The sequence below is a fragment of the Nonomuraea ferruginea genome, assembly GCF_039540635.1.
GTDB lineage: Bacteria > Actinomycetota > Actinomycetes > Streptosporangiales > Streptosporangiaceae > Nonomuraea > Nonomuraea ferruginea.
Genome location: NZ_BAABFD010000014.1, coordinates 205,894 through 228,077 on the forward strand (window position 1 = coordinate 205,894; position 22,184 = coordinate 228,077).

At 71.7% G+C, this 22,184-nt stretch carries 22 protein-coding genes; 11 read left to right on the forward strand and 11 right to left on the reverse strand.

Going from position 1 to position 22,184, the window contains the following annotated elements:
• Positions 1–2: 2 nt before the first annotated feature.
• Genes ABD999_RS26325 through ABD999_RS26340 form a run of 4 tightly spaced genes read left to right on the forward strand, consistent with a single transcriptional unit; the run spans position 3 to position 3,032 of the window.
• Positions 3–1,163 (forward strand): acyl-CoA dehydrogenase family protein, encoded by a 1,161-nt coding sequence (locus tag ABD999_RS26325; protein WP_271280278.1) that lies wholly within the window; start codon positions 3–5, stop codon positions 1,161–1,163.
• A gap of 5 nt (positions 1,164–1,168) precedes the next feature.
• Positions 1,169–1,993: an HpcH/HpaI aldolase/citrate lyase family protein gene (locus ABD999_RS26330; protein ID WP_271280279.1), complete on the forward strand. Its 825-nt coding sequence runs from the start codon at positions 1,169–1,171 to the stop codon at positions 1,991–1,993.
• Positions 1,990–2,454 carry a DUF3598 family protein gene (locus tag ABD999_RS26335; protein WP_271280280.1) on the forward strand — a complete coding sequence of 155 codons (465 nt, stop codon included), beginning with the start codon at positions 1,990–1,992 and terminating at the stop codon, positions 2,452–2,454. Before ABD999_RS26330 ends, ABD999_RS26335 begins: the two co-directional genes overlap by 4 nt.
• The gene (locus ABD999_RS26340; protein ID WP_271280281.1) at positions 2,454–3,032 is read left to right on the forward strand and encodes a cupin domain-containing protein; all 579 of its coding nucleotides are present in this window, start codon (positions 2,454–2,456) and stop codon (positions 3,030–3,032) included. The genes ABD999_RS26335 and ABD999_RS26340 overlap by 1 nt, the downstream gene beginning before the upstream one ends.
• Positions 3,033–3,095: 63 nt before the next feature.
• Here ABD999_RS26340 and ABD999_RS26345 read toward each other — a convergent pair whose 3' ends face one another.
• Genes ABD999_RS26345 through ABD999_RS26355 form a run of 3 tightly spaced genes read right to left on the reverse strand, consistent with a single transcriptional unit; the run spans position 3,096 to position 6,588 of the window.
• A complete protein-coding gene (locus ABD999_RS26345; RefSeq protein WP_271280146.1) occupies positions 3,096–4,511 on the reverse strand; it encodes an MmgE/PrpD family protein in 1,416 nt (471 codons plus the stop codon).
• Positions 4,508–5,332 carry a cyclase family protein gene (locus ABD999_RS26350; RefSeq protein ID WP_148033452.1) on the reverse strand — a complete coding sequence of 275 codons (825 nt, stop codon included), beginning with the start codon at positions 5,330–5,332 and terminating at the stop codon, positions 4,508–4,510. The genes ABD999_RS26345 and ABD999_RS26350 overlap by 4 nt, the downstream gene beginning before the upstream one ends.
• Complete coding sequence (locus ABD999_RS26355) at positions 5,332–6,588, reverse strand: CaiB/BaiF CoA transferase family protein (RefSeq protein WP_261808753.1); 1,257 nt, start codon at positions 6,586–6,588, stop codon at positions 5,332–5,334. The genes ABD999_RS26350 and ABD999_RS26355 overlap by 1 nt, the downstream gene beginning before the upstream one ends.
• Positions 6,589–6,780: 192 nt before the next feature.
• Between ABD999_RS26355 and ABD999_RS26360 the strand changes: the two genes are divergently transcribed.
• The 6 genes from ABD999_RS26360 (at position 6,781) to ABD999_RS26385 (ending at position 13,077) form a co-directional block, all read left to right on the forward strand.
• On the forward strand, positions 6,781–7,131 hold the full coding sequence (locus ABD999_RS26360) for a ferredoxin reductase domain-containing protein (protein ID WP_148033451.1): 351 nt from the start codon (positions 6,781–6,783) through the stop codon (positions 7,129–7,131).
• 29 nt (positions 7,132–7,160) lie between these two features.
• Positions 7,161–7,991, forward strand: a complete 831-nt coding sequence (locus ABD999_RS26365; protein ID WP_148033450.1) for an IclR family transcriptional regulator — start codon at positions 7,161–7,163, stop codon at positions 7,989–7,991.
• 30 nt (positions 7,992–8,021) lie between these two features.
• The gene (locus tag ABD999_RS26370) at positions 8,022–9,455 is read left to right on the forward strand and encodes a dihydroorotase (protein WP_271280145.1); all 1,434 of its coding nucleotides are present in this window, start codon (positions 8,022–8,024) and stop codon (positions 9,453–9,455) included.
• Between the two features lie 141 nt (positions 9,456–9,596).
• Positions 9,597–10,466, forward strand: coding sequence for a branched-chain amino acid ABC transporter permease (locus ABD999_RS26375; RefSeq protein ID WP_219549186.1), 870 nt, complete (start codon positions 9,597–9,599; stop codon positions 10,464–10,466).
• Complete coding sequence (locus ABD999_RS26380) at positions 10,466–12,346, forward strand: branched-chain amino acid ABC transporter ATP-binding protein/permease (protein ID WP_271280144.1); 1,881 nt, start codon at positions 10,466–10,468, stop codon at positions 12,344–12,346. Before ABD999_RS26375 ends, ABD999_RS26380 begins: the two co-directional genes overlap by 1 nt.
• Positions 12,343–13,077 (forward strand): ABC transporter ATP-binding protein, encoded by a 735-nt coding sequence (locus tag ABD999_RS26385; RefSeq protein ID WP_271280143.1) that lies wholly within the window; start codon positions 12,343–12,345, stop codon positions 13,075–13,077. The genes ABD999_RS26380 and ABD999_RS26385 overlap by 4 nt, the downstream gene beginning before the upstream one ends.
• Positions 13,078–13,150: 73 nt before the next feature.
• On the opposite strand, the gene ABD999_RS26390 is transcribed toward ABD999_RS26385, so the two are convergent.
• From ABD999_RS26390 to ABD999_RS26405, 4 genes are all read right to left on the reverse strand, one after another.
• Positions 13,151–13,885 (reverse strand): hypothetical protein, encoded by a 735-nt coding sequence (locus ABD999_RS26390; RefSeq protein ID WP_271277791.1) that lies wholly within the window; start codon positions 13,883–13,885, stop codon positions 13,151–13,153.
• Positions 13,886–13,963: 78 nt separating this feature from the next.
• Positions 13,964–15,199, reverse strand: a complete 1,236-nt coding sequence (locus tag ABD999_RS26395; protein WP_271277790.1) for a DUF4437 domain-containing protein — start codon at positions 15,197–15,199, stop codon at positions 13,964–13,966.
• 105 nt (positions 15,200–15,304) lie between these two features.
• Entirely contained in the window at positions 15,305–16,858 is a 1,554-nt protein-coding gene (locus ABD999_RS26400; protein ID WP_271277789.1) for a class I adenylate-forming enzyme family protein, read from the reverse strand.
• Positions 16,859–16,888: 30 nt separating this feature from the next.
• Complete coding sequence (locus tag ABD999_RS26405; RefSeq protein WP_271277788.1) at positions 16,889–17,860, reverse strand: VOC family protein; 972 nt, start codon at positions 17,858–17,860, stop codon at positions 16,889–16,891.
• Between the two features lie 117 nt (positions 17,861–17,977).
• On the opposite strand from ABD999_RS26405, the gene ABD999_RS26410 reads away from it, so the two are divergent.
• Positions 17,978–18,424 (forward strand): hypothetical protein, encoded by a 447-nt coding sequence (locus ABD999_RS26410; protein WP_219549195.1) that lies wholly within the window; start codon positions 17,978–17,980, stop codon positions 18,422–18,424.
• Positions 18,425–18,443: 19 nt separating this feature from the next.
• Here ABD999_RS26410 and ABD999_RS26415 read toward each other — a convergent pair whose 3' ends face one another.
• The 4 genes from ABD999_RS26415 to ABD999_RS26430 all read right to left on the reverse strand — a co-directional run bounded on the left by ABD999_RS26415 (position 18,444) and on the right by ABD999_RS26430 (position 21,978).
• Entirely contained in the window at positions 18,444–18,893 is a 450-nt protein-coding gene (locus ABD999_RS26415; protein ID WP_271277787.1) for a hypothetical protein, read from the reverse strand.
• A gap of 278 nt (positions 18,894–19,171) precedes the next feature.
• The gene (locus ABD999_RS26420) at positions 19,172–19,909 is read right to left on the reverse strand and encodes an urease accessory protein UreD (protein ID WP_271277786.1); all 738 of its coding nucleotides are present in this window, start codon (positions 19,907–19,909) and stop codon (positions 19,172–19,174) included.
• 340 nt (positions 19,910–20,249) lie between these two features.
• Entirely contained in the window at positions 20,250–20,912 is a 663-nt protein-coding gene (gene ureG, locus ABD999_RS26425) for an urease accessory protein UreG (protein WP_148033440.1), read from the reverse strand.
• A 16-nt stretch (positions 20,913–20,928) separates the two neighbouring features.
• Entirely contained in the window at positions 20,929–21,978 is a 1,050-nt protein-coding gene (locus ABD999_RS26430) for an urease accessory UreF family protein (protein WP_271277785.1), read from the reverse strand.
• Positions 21,979–22,184: the final 206 nt, after the last annotated feature.

Sequence of the window (22,184 nt, forward strand, 5' to 3'; positions counted from 1 at the left end):
TCATGGACTTCGAGCTGAACGAGGAGCAGCGGGACTTCCGCGCCCTGCTGCGCGCGTTCGTCGACAAGGAGATCGTGCCCGTCGCGCGCGACTGGGAGCACTCCGGCCGGTACCCGACGGAGATCGTCGACGGGTTCAAGGAGCTGGGCCTGTTCGGCATCACCGTCCCCGAGGAGTACGGCGGCCTCGACCTGGACCCGGTGTCGTTCGCGCTGGTCTTCGAGGAGATCTCGCGCGGCTGGATGGGCGTGGCCGGCATCCTCGGCAGCCACTCCCTGGCCTGCCGCATGATCGCCATGCACGGCACCGACGACCAGAAGCGGCGCTACCTGCCCGGGCTGGCCACCGGCGAGCGCCGCACCGGCATCGGCCTGACCGAGCCGGACGCCGGCACCGACCTCCAGGGCATCCGCACCACCGCGCGGCGCGAGGGCGACCACTACGTGGTCAGCGGCACCAAGACGTGGATCACCAACGCCCGCTACGCCGACCCGCTGCCGGTGCTCGTCAAGACCGACCCGGCCACCACGCCCGCGCACAAGGGCATGAGCGTCCTGCTCGTCGAGGCGGACACCCCCGGCTACCAGGTCACCAAGGACATCCCGAAGCTCGGCTACAAGGGCACCGAGTCGTGCGAGATCGTGCTCGACGACGTGCGCGTCCCGGCCTCGAACCTGCTCGGCGGGGTCGAGGGGCGCGGCATGCAGCAGGCGCTGTCCGCCCTGGAGTGGGGCCGGGTCAACATCGCCGCCCGCTCCGTCGGCATCGCCCAGCGCGCCTACGACGAGGCCCTGGCCTACTCCCGCCAGCGCAGGGCGTTCGGGCAGCCGATCGGCGACTTCCAGGCCGTGCAGATCCAGCTCGCCTCCCTGGCCACCACGCTGCAGGCGGCAAGGCTCATGGCGTACTGGGCCGCCGACCAGGTCAGGAAGGGCCGCGCGGACGCGCAGACCGGCATGGCGAAGATCTTCTGCTCGGAGGTCGCGCTGGAGTCGGCGATCAGCTCGCTCAAGGTCCACGGCGGGTACGGCTACTCCACCGAGTACGAGGTCGAGCGGCTCTACCGTGACTCGGTGCTGATGAGCATCGGCGAGGGCACCAACGACGTGCTGCGCACGGTGGTGGCCAGGTCGCTGTCGCGCGGCGACGTCAAGGTCGGGTGAGCGGCATGGCCCGATCCCACCTGTACGTGCCGGGCGACGCGCCGGACAAGCTGGGCAAGGCGCTCGGCAGGGGCGCGGACGCGCTCATCGTCGACCTGGAGGACGCCGTCCCGCCCGCGGGCAAGGACGCGGCCAGGGAGGCGGTGGCCGGCTGGCTGCGGGAGACCGATCCCGGGCCGGTGGAGCTGTGGGTCCGGGTGAACCCCGGCCCGCTGCGCGAGGCGGACGTCCGCGCCGTGGCCACCGCGCCGTCGCTGGCCGGGCTGGTCGTGGCCAAGGTCGAGAGCGCCGCCGAGCTGGCCGAGCTCGACACCCTGCTCACCGCGCTGGGCGCGGACGGCGTGCCGGTGGTGCCGCTGCTGGAGTCCGCCTCGGCGATCTTCCAGGCGCTGGAGATCGCGCGCGGGCCCCGGGTGGCCCGTCTGCAGGTGGGCGAGGCCGACCTGCGCGCCGACACCGGCGTCACCACCGGGCCGGACGAGCGGGAGCTGCTCTGGGCCCGTTCCCAGGTCGTGTTCGCGTCGGCCGCCGCGGGGATCTCCCCGCCGGTCGGGCCGGTGTCCACCGACTTCCGCGACCTCGATGCCCTGCGGGCGTCCACGGAGGCGATCGCCCGGCTCGGGTACGCGGGCCGCGCCTGCATCCACCCGGCCCAGATCGCGGTCGTCAACGAGGTGTTCACCCCGTCGGCCGAGCGGGTCGCCTGGGCCAGGGACCTGGTCGAGCGGTTCGAGGCGAGCGGGTCGGGCGTGCTGCTCGACTCGGCCGGGCGGATGGTCGACGAGGCCGTGGTCCGCCAGGCCCGCCGCGTCCTCGGCATGGCCCGATGACCGCGGCCGTTCCGTGCGGGCTGCGGGAGCGGCTCGCCGCTGTCACCGGGGTCTGGGAGGGCAGCTATACGCACCTGTCCCCGGCGGGGGAGGTGCGGGACACGTACGCGTCGCGCCAGGAGACCCGTCTGGAGGGAGACCGCTGGTACGAGCGGATCGTCTACCGGAGGCCCGGCCACGACCCCGAGGTGCTGGACTTCCGCGCCCGCTTCGAGAGCGGCGAGCTGCGCTTCGACGACCCGTCGTTCGAGGGGCGGGCGGTGCTGGTGGAGGGGCGCTTCCTGGTGTTCCCGTACCGGTGGACCGCCGACCCGGGGACCGAGGTGGTCGAGCTGATCACCTTCGCGGACGACGACTACAAGGCGCGGCTCTGGCAGCGCTTCCGTGACGGCCGGCTCGAAGGCGTCACGGTGATCGAGGAACGCCGGGTGCCCGGCGCGACGGCGGAGGTGTGGCACTGATGACGCGTGTGGTCGACCTCGACGGTCCCGGCCTCGACTGGCGGGAGGTCGTCATGCCCGCGAGCTCGGGACCCGTCCGGCTGGTGCGGTTGCACGCGGCCGGCGAGGCGTCGGTGTCGCTGGTCCGCTTCCCCGCCGGCTGGAGCAGGCCGGACACCGGGCACTACCCGTGCGCGGAGGAGTTCGTGGTGCTGGACGGCCTGATCTCGGTCAGCGGCACAGACTTCCCCGCCGGGACCTACGCCTATCTCCCGCCGTCCACGCCCCGTACGGCGAGCGTCGCGGGCCCCGGCGGCTGCCTGGCCGTCGCCTGGTTCTCCGGCCCGCCCGCCTGGAAGGACGGCCTGCCGGACGGGCCCGCGCCGCGGGTGGTCCACGGGCCCGTCGCCGAGGCGCTGCGGGTGGAGGACGACGTCATCCGCGCCCGCGGCTCCGCGTCCGGCGTCCCGGAGCCGCGGGATCTCGTGTCGGGCGGCGAGGTGGAGGTGCTCTCCCTCACGGCCCGCACCTGGACGTACGGCTCCGGCGTCCCGGACCTCCCCGGCCCTCTCCTCACCCGCTTCTGGCCCACCGCCTGACCCCCGGGAGGCGGGGCCACCGCGGGCGCGCAGGGTGGCGTGGGCGCCACCCTGCGCGGGTGCTCACGGGGTCGTCATCAGCGCGGGTTCCAGGAGGCCCGTGACGTCTGCGCGGGTGGCCAGGCCGCGGACCTCCTTGGCGAGGGTCGTGACCGCCTCGGGGGACAGGACGCGTGCGGCGTTGAGGGCGTACTTGCGCTCCAGCTCGTCGATGCTGAGCGGGTGCTCGGGGCCGCCGCGTGAGCTGTGGACGCGGTGCTCCAGCCGCCGCCCGTCGCGGGTGCGCACCCGCAGCACGGCCGAGAACGCCCGCGGGAACTCCTCCGAGCACTGCTCGTCGGCCACCACCCGGACCCGCGCGGCCAGCGCCAGCCGGCGCTCGTCGCGGAACGCTGTCTCGGTGAAGTCGTCCAGGTGCAGGCCCAGCCCGCCGCCGCCGACCAGCGCGCTGGCCACGGTGTAGGGGCCGGAGAACTTCGCGTGGTACGGGGTGCGCGGGCGGATCTTCTCCTCGTACGGCTCCCCGATCGTGCGCAGCGGGGCCGCGGCCACGCCGAGCTCGATCTCGTCCACGTCCTCGGGACGCAGCCCTTCGGCGCGCAGCGCGAGTGCGGCGTCGATGCCCGGGTGGGTGAAGTGGTTGGACGGGTACGGCTTGTAGACCGTGCGCAGCAGCTCCCAATCCTCCCCGAGCCCGGCGGTGATCGCTTCGGCGTCGTAGCGCCCGTCGAGGAACGCCTGGAAGAAGCCGAAACGTCCTTCGAAGACCGTCGGCGGCCCGGTCACCCCTTCGGCCGCCATGGCGGCGGCCACCACGCCGGAGTGCGCCGCCCAGCCGCAGTGGACGCGCTTGACGGTGCCGCCGGTGCGGTTGGCCTCGATGACCCCGGCGCCCATGCTGGCGGCGATGCCCATGGCGTCCGCGATGCCTGCTGCGTCCAGCCCCATGAGCAGGGCCGAGGCGGCGGCCGCGCCGACCGTGCCGCAGATGGAGGTGGCGTGCCAGCCCTTCTCGAAGAAGAGCGAGTTGCGCAGTTCGGGCAGGTAGGAGGCCATGCCGAGCCGGTTGGTGATCTCGTCGCCGACCGCGATGGCCTGGCACAGGGCCGCGCCGCTCGCCCGTACCGACTCCGCGACCGCCAGCGCGGCGGGCACGACCGAGGCGGACGGGTGGAGCACCGACGGCAGGTGGGTGTCGTCGAAATCGAGCGCGTGCGCGAGCGTGCCGTTGACCAGGGCGGCCGAGGGGGCGGGCAGCGCGAGCGCGTGGCCGAGCACGGAGCACTCGCCGGCGCCGCCCCACCGCCCGGCCAGCCGCCGCACCGCCTCGTGCGGCTCCTGCGGGCCGGTCAGCTCCTGGGCGGCCAGGCAGTTGCCGAACGTGTCGAGCACCCGGCCCGTGACGTCGGCCATGACGGGCTCGGGCAGCCCGTCACGGGCGGCCGCGGCGAACTCGGCGAGAGCGGAGACGATCGTCATGACGCCAGCACCGCGAGCGGCCGGACCGGTGCGCCGGTGGCGCCGACGACCGGCAGCGGGTTGAGCACGAGCAGGAACTCGGGCACGCCCAGCTCCCGCAGCTCGGTGAGCCGCATCGTCTCCACGATGTTCACCCCTGACTCGACCAGGAGGATCCGGTGCACGGGCAGCACGGAGTGGCCGCGGCCCGCCTGAATCTGCTCGAAGGCGACGGTCTCGCCGCCGGCCACCCGCACGCCCTGCTCGGCCAGCCAGCGGGCCGCGTCCGGACCGGGGCCCGGCACGCCGCCCTCCTCGCCGATGAACCGGCCGGGCCGGTCCCACTCACGCGACCAGCCGGTGCCGATGAGCACCGCGTCGCCGGGCCGGATCCGCACGCCGGCCCGGTCCCGCGCGGCCTCCAGGTCGGCGCGGGTCACCTCGTAGCCGGGCGGGAGCACGTCGGCGCCGTGCAGGGCGGCCACGTCGAGCAGCACCCCGCGTCCCACGTACGGGGGGAAGGCGTCGATGCCCAGCCGGGACAGGCCCTGGTGCGACTGGACCCCGGCGGCCTCGACGCCGCCGTACAGGTAGCCGTCCTGTGAGACGTGGCCGAGCGCGTCGACGTGGGTGCCCACGTGGCCGCCGGTCAGGATCACCTCGTTGGCGGCCGAGCCGCCGTCCTCGCGCACCATGTCGCCGTGCCGGCGCTCGATGACCATCCGGAACCGCGGATGGCTCGGTGACTGCGGCATGCCCGTTCGCATGGGCTGCGCGAGGTCGACGATCCTGGCACCGTCGAGGCGCTCCCAGAGCGTCGGCAGCGTGCTCGTCTCGGTCATCACACGATCCCCTTGTCTCGCAGGGCGGCCAGATCCTCGGCGCTCACGCCGAGCCCGCCCCACACGTCGTCGTTGTCGGCGCCCCTGGCGCGGCCGCTCCAGCGGATGGAGCCGGGCGTCGCCGAGAGGCGGAAGAGCACGTTCTGCATCCGCAGCGGCCCGAGGTCCTCGTCGTCGACCGTGGTGATCGTGTCGAGGGCCTGGTACTGCGGGTCCGCGAACACGTCGCGGATGTCGTAGATGGGGGCGACCGCCGCCTGGGCCGCCTCGAACTCGCGCACCACCTCGTCCAGGTCGCGCTCGGCGATCCAGCCGCCGACGTACGCGTCGAGCAGGTCGGCGTGCTCCGCGCGCTCGGCCCCGGAGGCGAACCACGGCTCGTCGATCACCTCGGGGTGCCCGACCAGGCGCATGACCCGCTCGGCGATGGAGTTCGCCGAGGTGGAGATCGCCACCCAGCGGCCGTCCCTGGTCTGGTAGGTGTTGCGCGGCGCGTTGTTGACCGAGCGGTTGCCGGTGCGCGGCTGGACCCGGCCGAGCTGGTCCCACACCATGGGCTGCGGGCCGAGCAGGGTGACCAGCGGCTCGATGATGGCCAGGTCGACGACCTGGCCGCGGCCGGTGCCGCCGGGGCTGTCGCGGTGGTGCAGCGCCATCGTGACGGCGCTCACGCAGGTCAGCGCCGCCACGCCGTCGGCCAGGCCGAACGGCGGCAGCGTCGGCGGCCCGTCCGGCTCGCCGGTGACCGCGGCGAAGCCGCTCATCGACTCGGCGAGGGTGCCGAACCCGGGCCTCCTGGAGTACGGGCCGTGCTGCCCGAAGCCCGTCACCCGGGCGATCACCAGCCGGGGGTTGAGCTCCAGCAGCGTGTCAGGGGACAGGCCCCAGCGCTCCAGGGTGCCGGGACGGAAGTTCTCGATCAGCACGTCGGCCCGGGCGAGCAGCCGTTTGAGCAGGTCGGCGCCCTCGGGCCGCCCCAGGTTGGCGGTCACGGTCCGCTTGTTGCGGCCGAGCATCTTCCACCACAGGCCGATCCCGTCCTTGCTCGCGCCGTGGGTGCGGGAGGGGTCGCCGCGGTCGGGGTGCTCGACCTTGACGACGTCGGCGCCGTAGTCGCCCAGGATCGTCGCCGCCAGGGGGCCCGCGAACAGGGTGGCCGCGTCGACCACCACCAGGCCTGCCAGGGGACCCGGCGGCGCGGTGCGCTGGTCGTCGGTCGCTGATCGGTCCCTCGGGACGATCTGCTCTGCCTCCACGGAATCGGCCTCCTCAGATGGCTGGATGTGCGTCAGGCCAGTCGGTGCCCGCGTCGCCGCACGGTGCGGCGGGAACCCGGGGCCGCGAATCGCCGCAGGACAGCGTCCGGCACCGGGTCTTCCCAATATATTGAAACAGCGTTACTGTGTGCGGAACAACCCCGCCTGAGTGCCAACCTGGAGCTCTTCGCAATGATCTACCTCGTCTACCGGATGAAACTGCGTTCCCGGGCGCGGCAGGACATGAAGGGCTTCTGGCAGTGGCTGGAAGACCGGGAAAGCTGGTTCTACCGGGATCTGCCGATGGTCAGCGAGGTCCGCTGGTACTACAGCGCCGTCGGCGACGTCTACACACTGGAGAACTGGGCGGCCTTCGAGGACGAGGCGGCCTGGGGCGAGTACCGCAAGGCGCTGTCCACCCTCAAGGCGGACGACGGCTGGGAGAACCAGCGGGTCAGCCAGGACGAGTGGTGGGAGTTCCTGGACACGCGAATTGTCACCGATCTTCCTGCGCGCGTCGGTTTTCACCGCCAAGGTAGATAGCCGATTCTGATCGTTTCCTTGGAGGACAGATGCCGACCAAGAACGCCGGCACCGCGACCAGCGGGAAGGCGCCCGCGAGGGAGAACTCCGGCCAGGCCATCGCCACCGTCGAGCGGGCCGCGGACGTGCTCATGCACTTCGCCGAGACCCCCTCGAACACACTGGGCGTGACCGAGATCGCCGAGGCGCTGGGCATGTCCAAGGCCGCCGTGCACCGGATCCTCGCCTCGCTGCGCGTGCGCGGGCTGATCGAACTGGACCAGTCGACCCGGCGCTACTCGCTCGGCGTCGGCGCGATGCGGCTCGGCCTGGCCTATCTCGACCGGATCGACGTGCGGCGGATCGCCGCGCCGGAGCTGGTGACGCTCTCCCAGCGCACCGACGAGACGGCCACCCTGTCGATCCGCACCGGTAACTACCGGATATACGTAGACCAGGTGACCCCGGCCCGCGAGGTCATCATGAGCGTGAACCTCGGCGTGGCCCACCCGCTGCACGCGGGCGCCTCGTCCAAGGCCTTCCTCGCCTTCCTCACCGAGGAGGAGATGGAGAACTACCTGTCGCTCGGCGCGCTGGAGCCGCTGACCGGCAACACCATCGTCGACAAGGCCCGGCTCCGCAGGGAGCTGGCCTCGATCCGCGAGGGCGGCTACGCCCAGTCCTTCTCCGAGCGCATGTCCGGCGCGGCCTCCGTGGCGGCGCCCATCCTCGACCACCACGGCAGGCCGGTGGCGGTCGTCAGCGTCTGCGGGCCGGTGGAGCGCTTCCGCGCCGAGGTCGGGGAATGCGTCGCGAGGCTTCTCGAATCAACCGCACGACTGTCCGCCCAGATGGGCTGGAACGCATCCGAAAGGGGGTGACGGCCGGTACCCCCGGGCCCGGCCATCTCCATGTCTCGATACGACCTTCTCGTCAAGGGTGGCACCGTCGTCCTGCCGTACCACGGCGAAATCCGCGCAGACCTGGCGGTATCCAACGGCAAGGTCGCCGCCCTGGCCGACGACATCCCGGCCGCCGAAGCCGATGAGGTGGTCGACGCCCGCGGCAAGGTGGTGCTCCCCGGCGCCGTCGACGCCCACTTCCACCTCGGCATCTACCGGGACCTGGCGCTCGACGCCTTCGAGGAGACCCGCTCCTCGCTGGTCGGCGGCGCCACCACGGTGCTGTCGTACTTCCGCACCGGCTCTCACTACCTCGACCGTACGGGACCGTACAAGGAGATCTTCCCCGAGGTGCTGAACGCGGTGGCGGGCCGCACCTGGACCGACTACGCCTTCCACCTGGCGCCGATGACGGTGGACCAGATCGCCGAGATCCCCATGCTGGTGGAGGAGCACGGGGTCACGTCGTTCAAGTACTACATGTTCTACAAGGGGTTCGACCTGGCGGCCAACAGCCGCGACGCGCGCTCCTTCACCATGGGCGACGAGTACGACCTGGGCCACCTCTACCTGCTGATGGAGCAGATCACCGCGGTCCAGAAGGCCAACCCGGACAAGCGGCTCTCGGTGTCGCTGCACTGCGAGCAGTCGGAGCTCATGCGGGTCTTCATCGACCGCGTACGGGCCGACGGGGACCCGCAGACGCTGCGCGCCTACCACGAGGGCCGCCCGCCGCTGACCGAGCGGGTCGCCATCGGCGAGGCCACCACGCTGGCCTCGCACACCGGCACCAACCTCAACCTGCTCCACCTGTCGAGCGCGGAGGCCGTGGACGCGGTCGCGCTGGCCCGCCGCTCGTTCGGCGGCGACCTGCGCGCCGAGACGACCCTGCACCACCTGTGCCTGGACCACGACACCCTGGACGCGACCGGCAGCCTCGGCGGCAAGGTCAACCCGCCCATCCGCACCAAGGCCGACAACGAGGCGCTGTGGCGGCACGCGGCCGAGGGCACCATCGACTGGGTGGCCTCCGACCACGCCTGCTGCATGGAGGCCGAGAAGGGCGACCAGCTCTGGCCGGCCCGCCCCGGCTTCGGCGGCACCGCCCTGCTCTACCCGGTGCTGTTCTCCGAGGGGCACCGCAAGCGCGGCCTGTCGCTGTCCAGGATCGCCGAGCTGGCCTCGGCCAACCCGGCCCGCGCCTACAACCTGTGGGGCCGCAAGGGCAGCCTCATGGTCGGCTTCGACGCCGACCTGACCGTGGTCGACCCCGAGCTGGCGCAGCCGGTCACCAACGAGGTGTGCCTGTCGGGCCAGGACCACACCCCGTTCGAGGGGGTCGAGCTCACCGGCTGGCCCGTCGTGACCGCCGTCGGCGGGCAGGTGCGCTTCCGCGACGGCGAGACCGTCGGCGAGCCCACCGGCCGTTACGCACGCCACTGACCTGCGTTGACCAGGGGTCGCTCAAACATCAGACCTATTGACAGGGTTCTTGGGCGACCCCTAGCTTTTTCCGTTGAAACGCTGTTTCGTTTTGTGGAACGACTCTGGCACTACCCGTAACACCCCCGAGGAGCGGTGCTGATGAGCCCCGAGGCCATCATCGATGGGCTGTTCGCCGGTTCCATCTACGCCCTGGTCGCACTCGCCCTGGCGATCGTCTTCCAGCCGACCCGGATCATGAACTTCGCTCAGGGCGAGGCGCTGATCCTCGGCGCCGCCGTGGCCTACCAGATCGTCGCGCTGGAGAAGCTGGGCTGGGCCGCGGCGATCGGCCTGACCATCGTGCTGGCCTGCGTCATGGGCGTGCTCATGGAACGCATGATCACCCTGCCCATCAAGCTGTCCGGATCGCGCAACGCCTGGATCATCGCGACGCTGGCCGCGGCGCTGATCTTCCAGTCGGTGTTCAACCTGGGCTACTTCGACGTCGACGCCCTGAGACCCAGCCCGATCATCCCCGGCGGGTTCGAGGTCGCCGGGATGACCATCCAGTGGCAGGAACTGCTGACCATCGTCGCCGCGCTGGCCGTCATGGGGCTCTACGACCAGTTCCTGCGCCGCTCCGCCTACGGCAGGGCGATCCGGGCCACCGCCCACAGCTCCGACACCTCGGTGCTGATGGGCATCCCCGTGCAGCGCATCGTGGTGCTCTCCTTCGTCATCGCGGCCGTGATCAGCGCCGTCGCCGGCCTGCTCGCCGCTCCCGTGATCTTCGTGGCCCCGGCGGCCGGCCTGGTGTTCACCATCAAGGGCTTCACCGCCGCGGTCATCGGCGGCGTCGGGTCGCCCCGCGGCGCGCTCATCGGCGGCATGATCGTCGGCCTGCTCGACACGATCGTGCGCAGCCTGGTCGGCGGCTCCATCGGCAACTTCGCCGTCTTCGCCGCCCTCGCCGTGATCCTCGTCATCTTCCCGTCCGGACTCTTCGGCAAGCCCATGGAGGCGCACTGATGGCAACGGTGGAAACGACCCCCGCCCGCGCCGGCGGGCGCGGCGGCTCCTTCTTCGACTCCGCGGGCTACCACCGATGGCGCACCGTGGCCCTGGCCGGGCTGACGATCGTGGCCGTCGCCGTGCTGCTCGCCTGGCCGTACATCACCGACTACTACAGCTACAACGCCTCGTACTACAACGGGCTGGTCGCCTCGGCCGGCATCAGCGCGATCCTGACGATCTCCCTCAACCTGTGCATGGGGTACGGCGGGCTGCTGTCGATGCTCCACAGCGGCCTGCAACTGGCGGGCGGCTACGCCACCGGCTACATCGTGGTCAAGGCGAGCGGCTCGTGGCTGCTCGGCATCGTGGCCTCGACCGCCGTCGGTACCGTTATCGCCCTCATGGTGCTGGCGGTCAGCCTGCGGGCCACGTACCTGTACTTCGGCATGATCACCCTGGCCGCCAACCTCATCGTGGTCGAGGTCGGCCGCGAATGGGAGCCGGTCACCGGCGGCATCGTCGGCATCAGCGGCATCGCGCCCGCTGCCGGAGGCGAGATCATGCCCAAGGAGGTCTTCTATTACGTGGTGCTGGGCTTCCTCGTCCTGGCCTACATCGTGCAGCGCAACCTCGTGCGCAGCGGCGTCGGCCGCGCCTCGATGGCCGTGCGCGAGTCCTCCGACACCGCCTCCGCCATGGGCATCTCGCCGAACCGGGCCAAGCTCCTGCTGTTCGGCATCTGCGGCGGCATGGCGGGCCTGTCCGGAGCCCTGTACGCGCTGCAGCTCGGGTTCATCAACCCGGACGTCGGCCTGCTCGACAACGGCATCATCTTCTTCGTCGGCCTCTTCCTCGGCGGCAGCGCCACCCTGGCCGGGCCGATCATCGGCGTCGGGTTCATCGCCCTGATCGTCGAGCTGATCAAGGACCAGGCCCGCTACACCACCCTCGTCCTCGGCCTGCTGCTGCTGGCCGCCATGATGCTGATCCCCGGCGGCATCGTCGGCACCTGGAAGAACTCGCGCTTCGGCCGCGACCGGGTGACCGAGGCCAGGGACGAGGAGCTGCCCGAACAGGTGCCCGACGTGGTGCCCGAGCTGCGCGACGCCCAGCCGGACGTGCCCGCGCTGGAAGGCACCGGCATCGTCAAGCACTTCGGCGGCGTGCACGCGCTCGACGGCGTGGACGTGCGCATCATGCCCGGCACCGTGCACGGCATCATCGGGCCCAACGGGTCCGGCAAGTCCACGCTGGTGTCCTGCCTGACCCGCTATCACAAGATCGACGCCGGCACCGTGAAGGTGTTCGGCGAGGAGGCCGCCGCGACCGCGCACGGCGTGGCGCGGGCCGGGGTCACCCGGGTCTTCCAGGTCCCGCACCTGTTCGAGCGGGTCAGCGTGCTCGACAACGTGCTCACCGGCATGCGGACGCGCGAGTCCTACAGCTGGCTCGGCGCCGTGCTCCGCTCGCCGTCCTACCGCCGCCAGGACGAGGTCGAGCGGAAGGAGGCGCTGGAGCTGCTGGCCTTCGCCGGGCTCGCCTCCCGCGCCGACTGGCTCGCCTCGTCCCTTTCGCACGGTCAGAAGCGCCTGCTGGAGGTCGTCCGCGCGGTGGCCAGCCGGCCCAAGGTGCTCATCCTGGACGAGCCCGCCACCGGCCTGACGACCGGCGAGCTGGACGCCCTGGCCAGGCTCTGCCGGGCGCTGCGCGAGCGTGGGCTGGCCGTCGTGCTGATCGAGCACAACGTGGACTTCGTGATGAACCTCTGCGACGAGATCACCGTCCTGGAGAGCGGCAAGGTGATCGAGCAGGGCAACCCGGAACGGGTGCGCAACTCGGCGGCGGTCCTCGAGGCGTATCTCGGCCGCCCGGACCTCATGGGAGACGAGTCGTGAGCAGACTGCTGGAACTGTCGGGGCTGGGCGCCGCCTACGGCGGCGTGCGCGCCCTCGACGGGCTCGACCTGCACGTCGACGAGGGCGAGTTCGTCGTCCTGCTCGGCCCCAACGGGTCGGGCAAGACCACGACCATGAAGTGCGTCTCCGGGCTGCTCAAGCTCGTGGCGGGGCGGATCACGTTCGCCGGGAAGGACCTGGCCAAGGTGCCCGGCTGGAAGCGGCCCGCCCTCGGGCTCGGCCACGTGCCCGAGGGCCGGCAGATCTTCCCCGAGCACACCGTCATGGAGAACCTCACCCTGGGCGCCTTCCCGGTGCGGCGCAAGCGCGCCGAGACCGAGCGGCGGCGTGAGGAGATGCTGGAGCTGTTCCCGCGGCTGGCCGAGCGGAGCACCCAGCTCGCCGGCACGCTCTCGGGCGGCGAGGCGCAGATGCTCGCGGTCGCCCGCGCCCTGATGGGCGACCCGCGCCTGCTCATGCTGGACGAGCCGTCGCTGGGGCTGGCGCCGCTGAAGGTCATCGAGCTGTTCGGCTATCTCAAGCGGCTGCACGAGGAGCGCGGGCTCACCATCCTGCTCGTCGAGCAGCAGGCCAGCACCGCGCTGCGGCTCGCCGACCGCGGCTACGTTCTCGACCACGGGACGGTGGGGCTGGAGGGCACCGCGGCCGAGCTGCGCGACGACCCCCGCGTCCAGGCCGCCTACCTGGGACAGCTCCGAGAGTCCGCCTGACACACCCGACGACGAACGTCCGGCACGGGCCAGCGAGGCCCGTGCCGGACGTTCTGTTCTGTACGGGTCCCGGTCAGCCGAAGGCGGTGGTGCCGGGCTTGACGACGCCGAGGAAGGCCGCCAGGAGCACCAGGAACCAGATCGCGTACACGTACGGCAGGCACGTCTGCACGGACGTGCGGATCCTGGCTTCGACCTCCGGCGTCGAACCCTCGGCGACCAGCTTGCCGAACGCCGGCCCGAACGGCTTCAGCCGCCAGCGGATCATCACGCCGGCGAGGATGCAGAGCCCGTAGGCGGCGAGCTTGGCGCCCAGCCACTTCGGGTTCGTCTGGACGCCGAACGGCTCCGGCACGACCATCATGTACGAGCCGATGCCGACCAGCACGACCACCAGGCCGTACCGGACGACCAGGTCGAGCCGCTGCACGATCCGGCCGAGCGCGGTGGCGCCCTTGGTGTAGTCGTAGACGACCAGCACCAGCCAGCACAGCGCGGCCACCCAGACGAGGACGACGAACCACCAGGGGAAGTAGTCCTCGGCGAACGGCCCGAGCGCCATCAGCGTCACGCCGCTGGGCAGGAACAGCACCAGGCAGATGCGCGGCGCCATGTCGACCGCGTGCATGATCTTGGCGGCCACCGACCGGGCCGGGGTGGGCAGGTCGGACTTGAGGATGAAGCGGCTGGAGTAGAAGACGCCGATGTCGCTGCCCAGCCAGTACACGAACAGGACGATGTGCAGGAAGATCGCCAAACTGTAGGCGTTGAGCCCATGAACCGGTTCGATGGGCGCGGCGAGGATCATGAGTGAGTCTCCGTAGGAGTGCGTGTGGCCGGGCCCCTCGGGACCCGGCCACGGTGATTCATGAGGTGTCAGGCGTGACTACATGCCGTCGCCGTCCCAGCGGCCGCGCGAGCGGCTGCGCACGGGCAGGCTGGAGAGGATCGGCGCGGGGATGGGGTCGCCCTGCTTCCAGACGCGGCCCGCGCCCCAGTTGTGCGCGTGCTCGTCGGTGCGCTGGTCGGGGTGCTCCAGGTCGGCCGGGGCCGCGCCCCAGTCGGCCTCCGGGACCCCGTGGTCGTGGTCATGACTGTGGTCATGGTCATGGTCGTGGTCGCCGTGGCCGCCCTGCAGCCGGGCGGTGTCGAGGGCCTTGGCGATGGCGATCAGGCTGGCGTCGGTGCCGAGGCCGTGCTCCACGACGTCGCCCTCGTCGGCGCCCTGGCTGCGCGCGTACTCCAGCGACGCCCGAAGCATCTCCATGTCCTCGTCGCTGCGCCGGGACTCGCCGCCGAGCTCGTGGGAGGACTGTGACCAGCGCATGGCGCCGCCGCCGGGGCCGTAGTTGATGCCCTCGCCGCCCCAGCGCACCCACTCGTTCTGGGTGTACCAGTTGAACAGCTCGCCGTCGGAGCGCAGCAGCCAGGTCGCACCGCCCTCCATCGAGGTGAAGTGGCCGTGCTTGACCCGCGCCGGGCGGAAGAAGTAGGTGCCGAGGTCCAGGGTGCCGAAGTTGTACTCCATGTGGCCCTGGGTGGTGTACGCCTCCTCGTAGCACGGGTGGTGGGCCAGGCGGTGGTCGGCCCAGCCCTCCTGGGCGTGCACCAGCCGGGTGTAGAAGCCGGTCACCGGGTCGACGTGCAGATACTTGATGAACAGGCCGGGCATCGGGCCGGGGTTCGGCACCGCGTCCCACTGCATGGCGTCGCTGTCGATGACGATGACGTCCTCGCGGGCGTCCGCCCAGCGCGGGGCGGCGAGCGAGTCGACGGCGTCGAAGCCGGCGTCGCCGTACTCGCGGTAGTGCAGGATGCGGGTGCCCTCGGCGAACGTGATCGCGTCGGCCGGCACGCCCTTCGGCGCGTACACGTATCCGCCCTTGCCGATCTGACGGCCGCCGTACGTCATCGAGCCTTCGAGCACGTAGTACTCGGTGTTGGCGTGGTGGATGCCCGGGCCGCGGCCCCAGTCGGTGTGGAAGTCGACCCGCAGCGACGAGGAGCCGTCCTCCTCGTCCACCGACAGGCGTCGCTCGCTGGCCCGTCCTTCCCCGCCGACCAGCTCGGCGCCGTGCCAGACGTAGTCATCTTCTTGGATCAGCTCGACATGCGGGCGCACTTGGTTGTCCTTCCACCGACCGTGAAGCCGATTGTTCCGGTATGCGAAACGTTGTTTCTTCAGTTGATTCGAGAGTAATTGTCTGATGTATTGCGGGTCAAGGGCCTAGGAGGCTCCCGCCTGCGCCTTCAGGTCCCGCTTGACGATCTTGCCGGCCGCGTTCCTGGGCAGCTCGGTGACGACCTGCCACCGCCTGGGGACCTTGTAGCCCGCCAGGCCCGTCCGGCAGTGCGCCTCCAGCTCGGGGAAGAGGCTCTCGGGCGCGGCCTCGACGCCGCGGCGCAGCACGACGTAGGCCATGACCTCCTCGCCCCACCGCTCGGACGGGGAACCGACGACCGCCGCCTCGGCGACCGCCCCGTGCGTGGCCAGCACGTCCTCGATCTCGCGTGGGTAGACGTTCAGGCCGCCCGAGATGATCATGTCCTTCTTGCGGTCCACGACGTGCACGTAGCCCTCCTCGTCCCGGACGACGATGTCGCCGCAGGTCAGGAAGCCGTCCTCGGTCGTGCACGCGGCGGTGGCCGCCGGGTCGTCGTGGTAGCCGTTCATCAGGAAGGGGGAGCGGCTGAACAGCTCGCCCGGCTGGCCGGGGCTGGCCGGCGCACCCGACGGGTCCACCACCCGCAGCTCCGTCATGTACCAGGCGTGGCCCACCGAGCCCGGCTTGCGGTGCTGGTCCACCGGGCGCAGGTTGGTCACGATGCCGGCCTCCGTGGACCCGTACAGCTCGTGCACGCCGCACGCGGGGAACGTCTCCATGACCCACTGCTTCAGCGTCCAGGGCAGCGCGGCGGCGTTGAAGTAGAGCGTGTCGAGGCTGCTCAGGTCGTGGCCGGCGAGCTTGCCGTCGTCCATCGTACGGAGCATCTGCGCGTGGGTCGGCACCAGGAACACCGACCGCGCCCGGTCCCGCTCCACCAGGTGCAGCAGCGCCTCCGGGTCCCATTTGCGGAGCATGGTGACGGTGCCGCCGGTGTAGACCGGGGCGTACCCGAAGGCGAACCCGGCCCCGTGGTACATCGGGGCCACCGCCACCGACACCCGGCCGGCGCCCAGCCCCCACTCCAGTGCCGAGCAGTAGAACGTGAGCGACCGGCTGCGATGACTGATCACCACGCCCTTGGGCCGCCCGGTCGTGCCGGAGGTGTAGGTGATGCAGAACGGGTCGAGCTCGTCCACCCGCACCCCGGGATCGGCCGCGCGGGCCGCGGCCAGCTCCTCCTCGTACGGCCGCCCGGCCTGCGCGCCGTCGATGGACAGCGCCGTCAGCCGCAGCTCCTCGATCGCGTCGCCCACCGTGGCGGCGCAGGCGTCGTCCAGGACGATCGCGCGACTGCCCGAGTGCTCCAGGATGTAGCGGGCCTCGCCCGCCGTGAGCCTCGGGTTCAGCGGCACCATCACCAGGCCCGCCTTGGCGACGCCCGCGGCGATCTCGGGGTACTCCAGCCGGTTGCCGAGCAGCACCGCCACCCGGTCGCCGGTCGTCAGGCCCCGGGCCAGCAGCGCGCACGCCAGGCGGTTGGCGCGCTCGTCGAGCGCGGCGTAGGTGAGGGTGCGTTCCCCGTCGATCACCGCGGTCGCCGAGGGGGTGGCGCGGGCGAACTCGCGCACCCCGCCCGCGATCGACAGGGGGGCGCCTCCACGGAGGACGGGCATGGTCTCTTCCTTACGTCGGAGTGGGGACGGTCAGCCGCGTGGCTGCCAGAGGGTGACGGCGATGCCGTTCGGGGTGTCGGCGGCGGCCACCAGGGCGCGCCCGTGCAGCGGGTCGTCGGTCTCGGCGGGGGAGGCCGTCACCGTGCCGCCGGTCGCGCGGACGCTCTCCAGCGCGGCCTCCAGGTCCCGGGTCCGCACCGACCAGCCGCTGTGGCCCAGCGAGCGGGCCGGGCGCTGGGTGGCCCGCCGGTCCACGCGGTGCTCGGTGGCGGCGCTGGTGACCTCGATCCTGGCGGTCTTCTCCCCGGCCAGGAACGCCAGCCGCATCTCGGTGCCCGGCGGCAGGCCGGCCACCTCGTCGAAGCCGGGGGCGGAGAAGACCACGTCGTACCAGACGGCCATGCCCAGGCCGTCAGGGCCCCAGAACGCGACCTCGGAGTCGGGGTCGGGCACGTGGCAGACGACGGAGGTCAGCTCGGTGTAGGGGCGCGCGGGGTCGGCGGCCCACGCCTCGGTGCCGCGGACCGCGGCCGGCTGCACGAACACCACGACCGTGCCGTCCGGCGCCGGGCAGACGCCCTGCGTGACCTGCACCTCGCGGTCCCCGACGCTGACGCCGTACGTGGTCGGCGCGGTGGTCCAGACGCGGCCGGAGGCGGCGAAGCCCGCGTGCGCGGCCTCGATGTCGCGGGCGTACATGTCGATGCCGACCAGGCCGACGTCGAGGTTGTGCGGCGGCTGTGCGGGGGCGAGCGGCTCCGGCACGCGCACCAGGTGGATCCGCCCGGTGCCGGCCCCGGCCGCGGCCAGCGCCATCACCTCGACGTCCGCGGGGCCCGACCCCCACAGCGGGCCGGCGACCGACCCGGGCACCACGCCCTCGCCGGCCACCTCGTAGCCCAGCACGTCGCGGAAGAGTTCGAGGTGCGGGCCGAAGTCGGTGACGCCGACGATCGCGGCGGTGATCCCCTCGACCAGTGGCTCTCGGTCGTTCTCGGTCACATGCCCTCCGGGGAGCGAGGCTGTTCCTGTTTGCGGAACAGTGTTCCATTTTGGCTAGTTGTCACGCTAAGCTCGCCGCCATCTACCTGTCAACCGCCGCTGTGACCAGGAGGAATCATGCGCGCAGGAGTTCCCGGAATGCCGATCATGGACAAGCACCTCGGAGAGTGGCGTGGGGAGTACATCCACGTCGACGCCGATGGCAAGATCGTCGACCGGCACGCCTCCCACCTGTACTGCAGGATCCCCGAGGACGGCTCGTTCAGCTTCATCCAGACCAACACCTACACCTGGGACGACGGCCGCCAGGAGGTGTTCGACTTCGGCGGGCGCGTGGAGAACGAGATCGCCTACTTCGACACCGAGCGGATCACCGGCGAGATGAGCCAGGTGGACGACCTGACGATCGTGCTGACGTGGTCGTACAAGGACGACCCCGACAACTACCTGTACGAGCTCATCCAGCTGTCCCGCGACGGCAGGCACAAGTGCCGCACCTGGCACTGGATGGACGGCGACCGCCTCGTCAAGCGGACGATCATCTCCGAGACCAAGGTCGCCTGAACCGGCGTCACCCGCGGCTTCACACGCGGCGGACCAGCGTCAGGACGGCCAGCAGGACCACCGCGAACGCCGACGCCAGCGCCGCGTACCAGCCGTAGCGGATCACCGGCTCGACCGAGAGCAGCTCGCCCACGTCGAGCGAGACCCGGTCGGCCGGGCCGCGCGGGGAGGACACGAACATCACCAGCGCCAGCATCGCCAGCGCCCCCGGCACCGCCGCCACGGCCGCGAGCCTCGGCCGGGCCAGCATCCCGGTGATGCCGCAGCCGATCGCCGCCACCCCGGCGAGCAGGGCGTAGACGCCGAGCAGGTCGTCGATGCCGCGCGTGTCGCCGGTGATCGCGCCGCCGATGATGGCGCTGCTGGCCCGCACCCCCGACCACGGCAGCACCGCGCACAACGCCAGCACCGCCCCGGCCAGCGTGATCCCCGCCGCGTAGCCGCGGCTGCCCGCCCTGGCTTCGGCCACACGATCACGATAAGCCGCACCGGGCACCCGCACCATCCACCGCCACCCACTCGTCACCGTCAGGCACCATCCCGACCGCCCTCTTCCCGGGCTTCCCCGGAACATCTCCACAACCGGCCCTCATGGGACGTCACGGGCGGGTGTCGCTCGTGGTCGGCTTTTTGGGGGTCTCTACGGGTGGTCTCCGGCGGGTGCGCTCGCGGTTGCTCTTCTCTGCGGAGCATCGTGCCCGGGTGTCCTTGTGGCGGGCTTTCTTGGGGTGTGGCCTGTTTGTGAGGTCACCGCGGTTGGGCGTCGTGGGCGGGTGTGTTCGTGGGTCCTCCCGGGGTGTCGTGTCTTTTGATGTTTCGTGGTCGGCCTTCCTCGGGGGCCTGATCCTGATGTGGGCCGTTGATCACGGTGGACTCGCCCCAGCGCAGCCTGGCGCGCAGTTCGACCGCGTCGGCGGCCAGCGCGGACACCAGCGTGCCCGGCCCGGCCAGGGGCAGCACGGCGACGCCATCCGCCACCAGGGCCTCCGGCGGGGCGGCCGGGCCCGTGATGAGCGTCGTGCCCACGCAGGCGGCGCCGCCGAAGACGGCGGGGGAGGAGTCCAGCGCCTCCTCTCCCACGGTGAACTCCTGCCTCAGCAGCGGCCGCCCGCCGACCGTGGCGTCGAAGCGGGTATGGCAGCGTCCCGGCCGCTCCCCGTACCGCCCAAAGATGATCTCCTCCCGCCACAGCACCCGCGCGCCCGGCGCGAGCTTGAGCCGTACGGACATGCGATGGGAACACCCGGTGGCCAGCACGGTCGGCTCCGGCGTGAACCGGAGCGTCGCCCCCTCGCCCACCACGGCGGTGATCAGCATCGACGACTCGCCCCGCCCCGGCAGGACGAGCGTGCTCGCCACCGACCCCACCTCCAGCGTGGTACCCGCCGCGACGACCAGATCGAGCGCCAGGTCGTCACCCCCCAGAGGCCCGGCCGCCGTGGAGACCAGATGCACGGCCGCCTCCCCGGTCTGCCGCAACGTCAACGGAGGATCGGAACGCAACAACGAGATCACGGTCCTACTCCCCACCGGCCCGCCCCGCCCACCGTACGATCCCGCAGTTCGGCCGTGGGACGAACCCACTACCGTCGAGGGGCGGTCGTGGGGTGTTCCGAACGCCGTCAGGCTGAATCGGTTGTGGGATGGGTTCGCTGTCGGGGTGGGTTGGTCGTGGGACGGTCTCGCCGCGGCCGAGCAGGTGGTTTGGTCAGGAGGTGGTTCCGCCGCCGAGCCGAAGGCTGGATCGTGGGATGGTTCCGGTGTGGCTCGGTGGGTGGACGGTCTGGCTGCCAGGGTCGTGGCGATGGCGGCTCTGGCGCGCATGTCAGGCGTACTCGTGGCGCCAGGACTTGACCTGGTCCGTCACCCAGGCGGCCACCTCGGCCACGGCGGGTTCCTGCCTGACCGAGGTGAACAGCACCGGCCTGCCGCCGCGCACCGCCGCCGCGTCCCGGTCCATGACGCCCAGGTCCGCGCCCACCATCGGGGCCAGGTCCGTCTTGTTGACCACCAGCAGGTCGGCCGCGGTGACGCCGGGACCGCCCTTGCGCGGCACCTTGTCCCCGCCGGACACGTCCAGGACGAAGATCTGCCGGTCGGCCAGCCCTCGGCTGAACGTCGCCGTCAGGTTGTCACCGCCGCTCTCCACGATGACCAGGTCGAGCGGGCCGAAGCGGTGTTCGAGCGTCTCCACGGCGTCCAGGTTGGCGGCGATGTCGTCGCGGATGGCGGTGTGCGGGCAGCAGCCGGTCTCGACGGCGGCGATGCGCTCTTCGTCGAGCACGCCTGCCCTCCGCAGGAAGTCGGCGTCCTCCGTGGTGTAGATGTCGTTGGTCACCACGCCGAGCTGCAGTGACGGACCGAGGGCCCGGCACAGCGCGGCCACCAGGGCCGTCTTGCCGCTGCCGACGGGACCGCCGACCCCGAGCCGCAGCGCCCTGCCGTGGCCGTCGGGGGCGTGATGGTGGTCGTCGTGGTTGGCGCCCATGTCGCGGGGTTCCTCCTTATGAGACGAAAAGCCTGACCGTCGCGTGCGCGTGCCGCTCGGCCAGCAGGTCCAGTCCTGGCGCGGACGGCGCCCCCAGCGCCGCCCATCCGCCCTCCTCCACCCCCGGATCAGCGGAGTATCCGGCCAGCTCGGAACATCCACAGCCTCCTCGCGCCGGCTGGCTGGCGCTCACGGAAGGCGCGCACATCGACGCACACCCGTCCACCCCAGGGACCCCCACCCCGTCCACCTCAGCAGCCCCGAACCGACCGGGTTCGTGAAGCCCCGCCGTGGAGGGCAGGAAAGTCCCGATCCCGCCCGGCTCGTGAAGCCCGGCCTCGGGTGGCTCGGGAGTCCCGATCCCGCCCCGCTCGTGAAGCCCGGCCTTGGAAAGCTGGGTAGTTCCGATCCCGCGCGGTTCAGGAAGCCCGGCCTCGGCCTGCTTGAGAGTCCCCGTCGCGTCCGGTTCGTGACGAGCGGTCCCGTTCGGCTTGGGGAGCTTGGCATCGGCCGGTTCGGGAGTCTCCATCGCGCCCGGTTTGGGCTGGGTGGTCTCCTGCGGCTGGGGGAGCCTCGAACCCGCAGGTTCGGCTATCTCTGTCGCACCTGGTTCGGGCTGGGTGATGTCGTGCGGCCGGAGGAGCCCGGTGTCGGTCGGTTCGGGAGTCTTCGTCCCAGGCGGCTTGGGATGGGTGGTCGCGTTCGGCTGGGGGAACTTGGTTCTGGCTGGTTCGGCGAGGGCGGTCAGGTCGGGTGTGAGGTCGGCGAGGATGCCGTGCACGGCCACCGGGTCGAGGCCGAGCAGGCGCACCGCCGCCGTGGCCGGGCCGGTGATCGCGTGATAGGCCGCCGCCAGTGCGGCGTCCCCGGGTGTGGCTCCCGCCGCGTGCGCCGCCGCGCCGAGAGCGATCGGGTGGTGCGGGCTCGGGACCTCCTGGGCCAGCTCGTCGAGCACCGGTGACGGCCACAGTCGCCGCGCCACCCGCAGCAGCAGCCTCCCCTGCAACCGCGCGGCCTCCCGCTGCGCGGGCGACGCCGTCCGCGCATCGGCCTCTGCGTCCAGCAACTCCCAGGAGAAGCGCACCCCACCGACCGGCGAAACCCCATCTCCCCGTACGGTGCCGCTCGCCGAGCAAGGGGATCCCCGCGACGGGCCCTTCCGTACGGTGCCGTCCCCCGAACAAGGGGAGCCGCCCGATGGGACTTCGCCCCGCACAGGGCTGGGGCCGCTGACCGTGGGGTGAGGGCCGGCCTCTCCGCGGACAAGGTCTC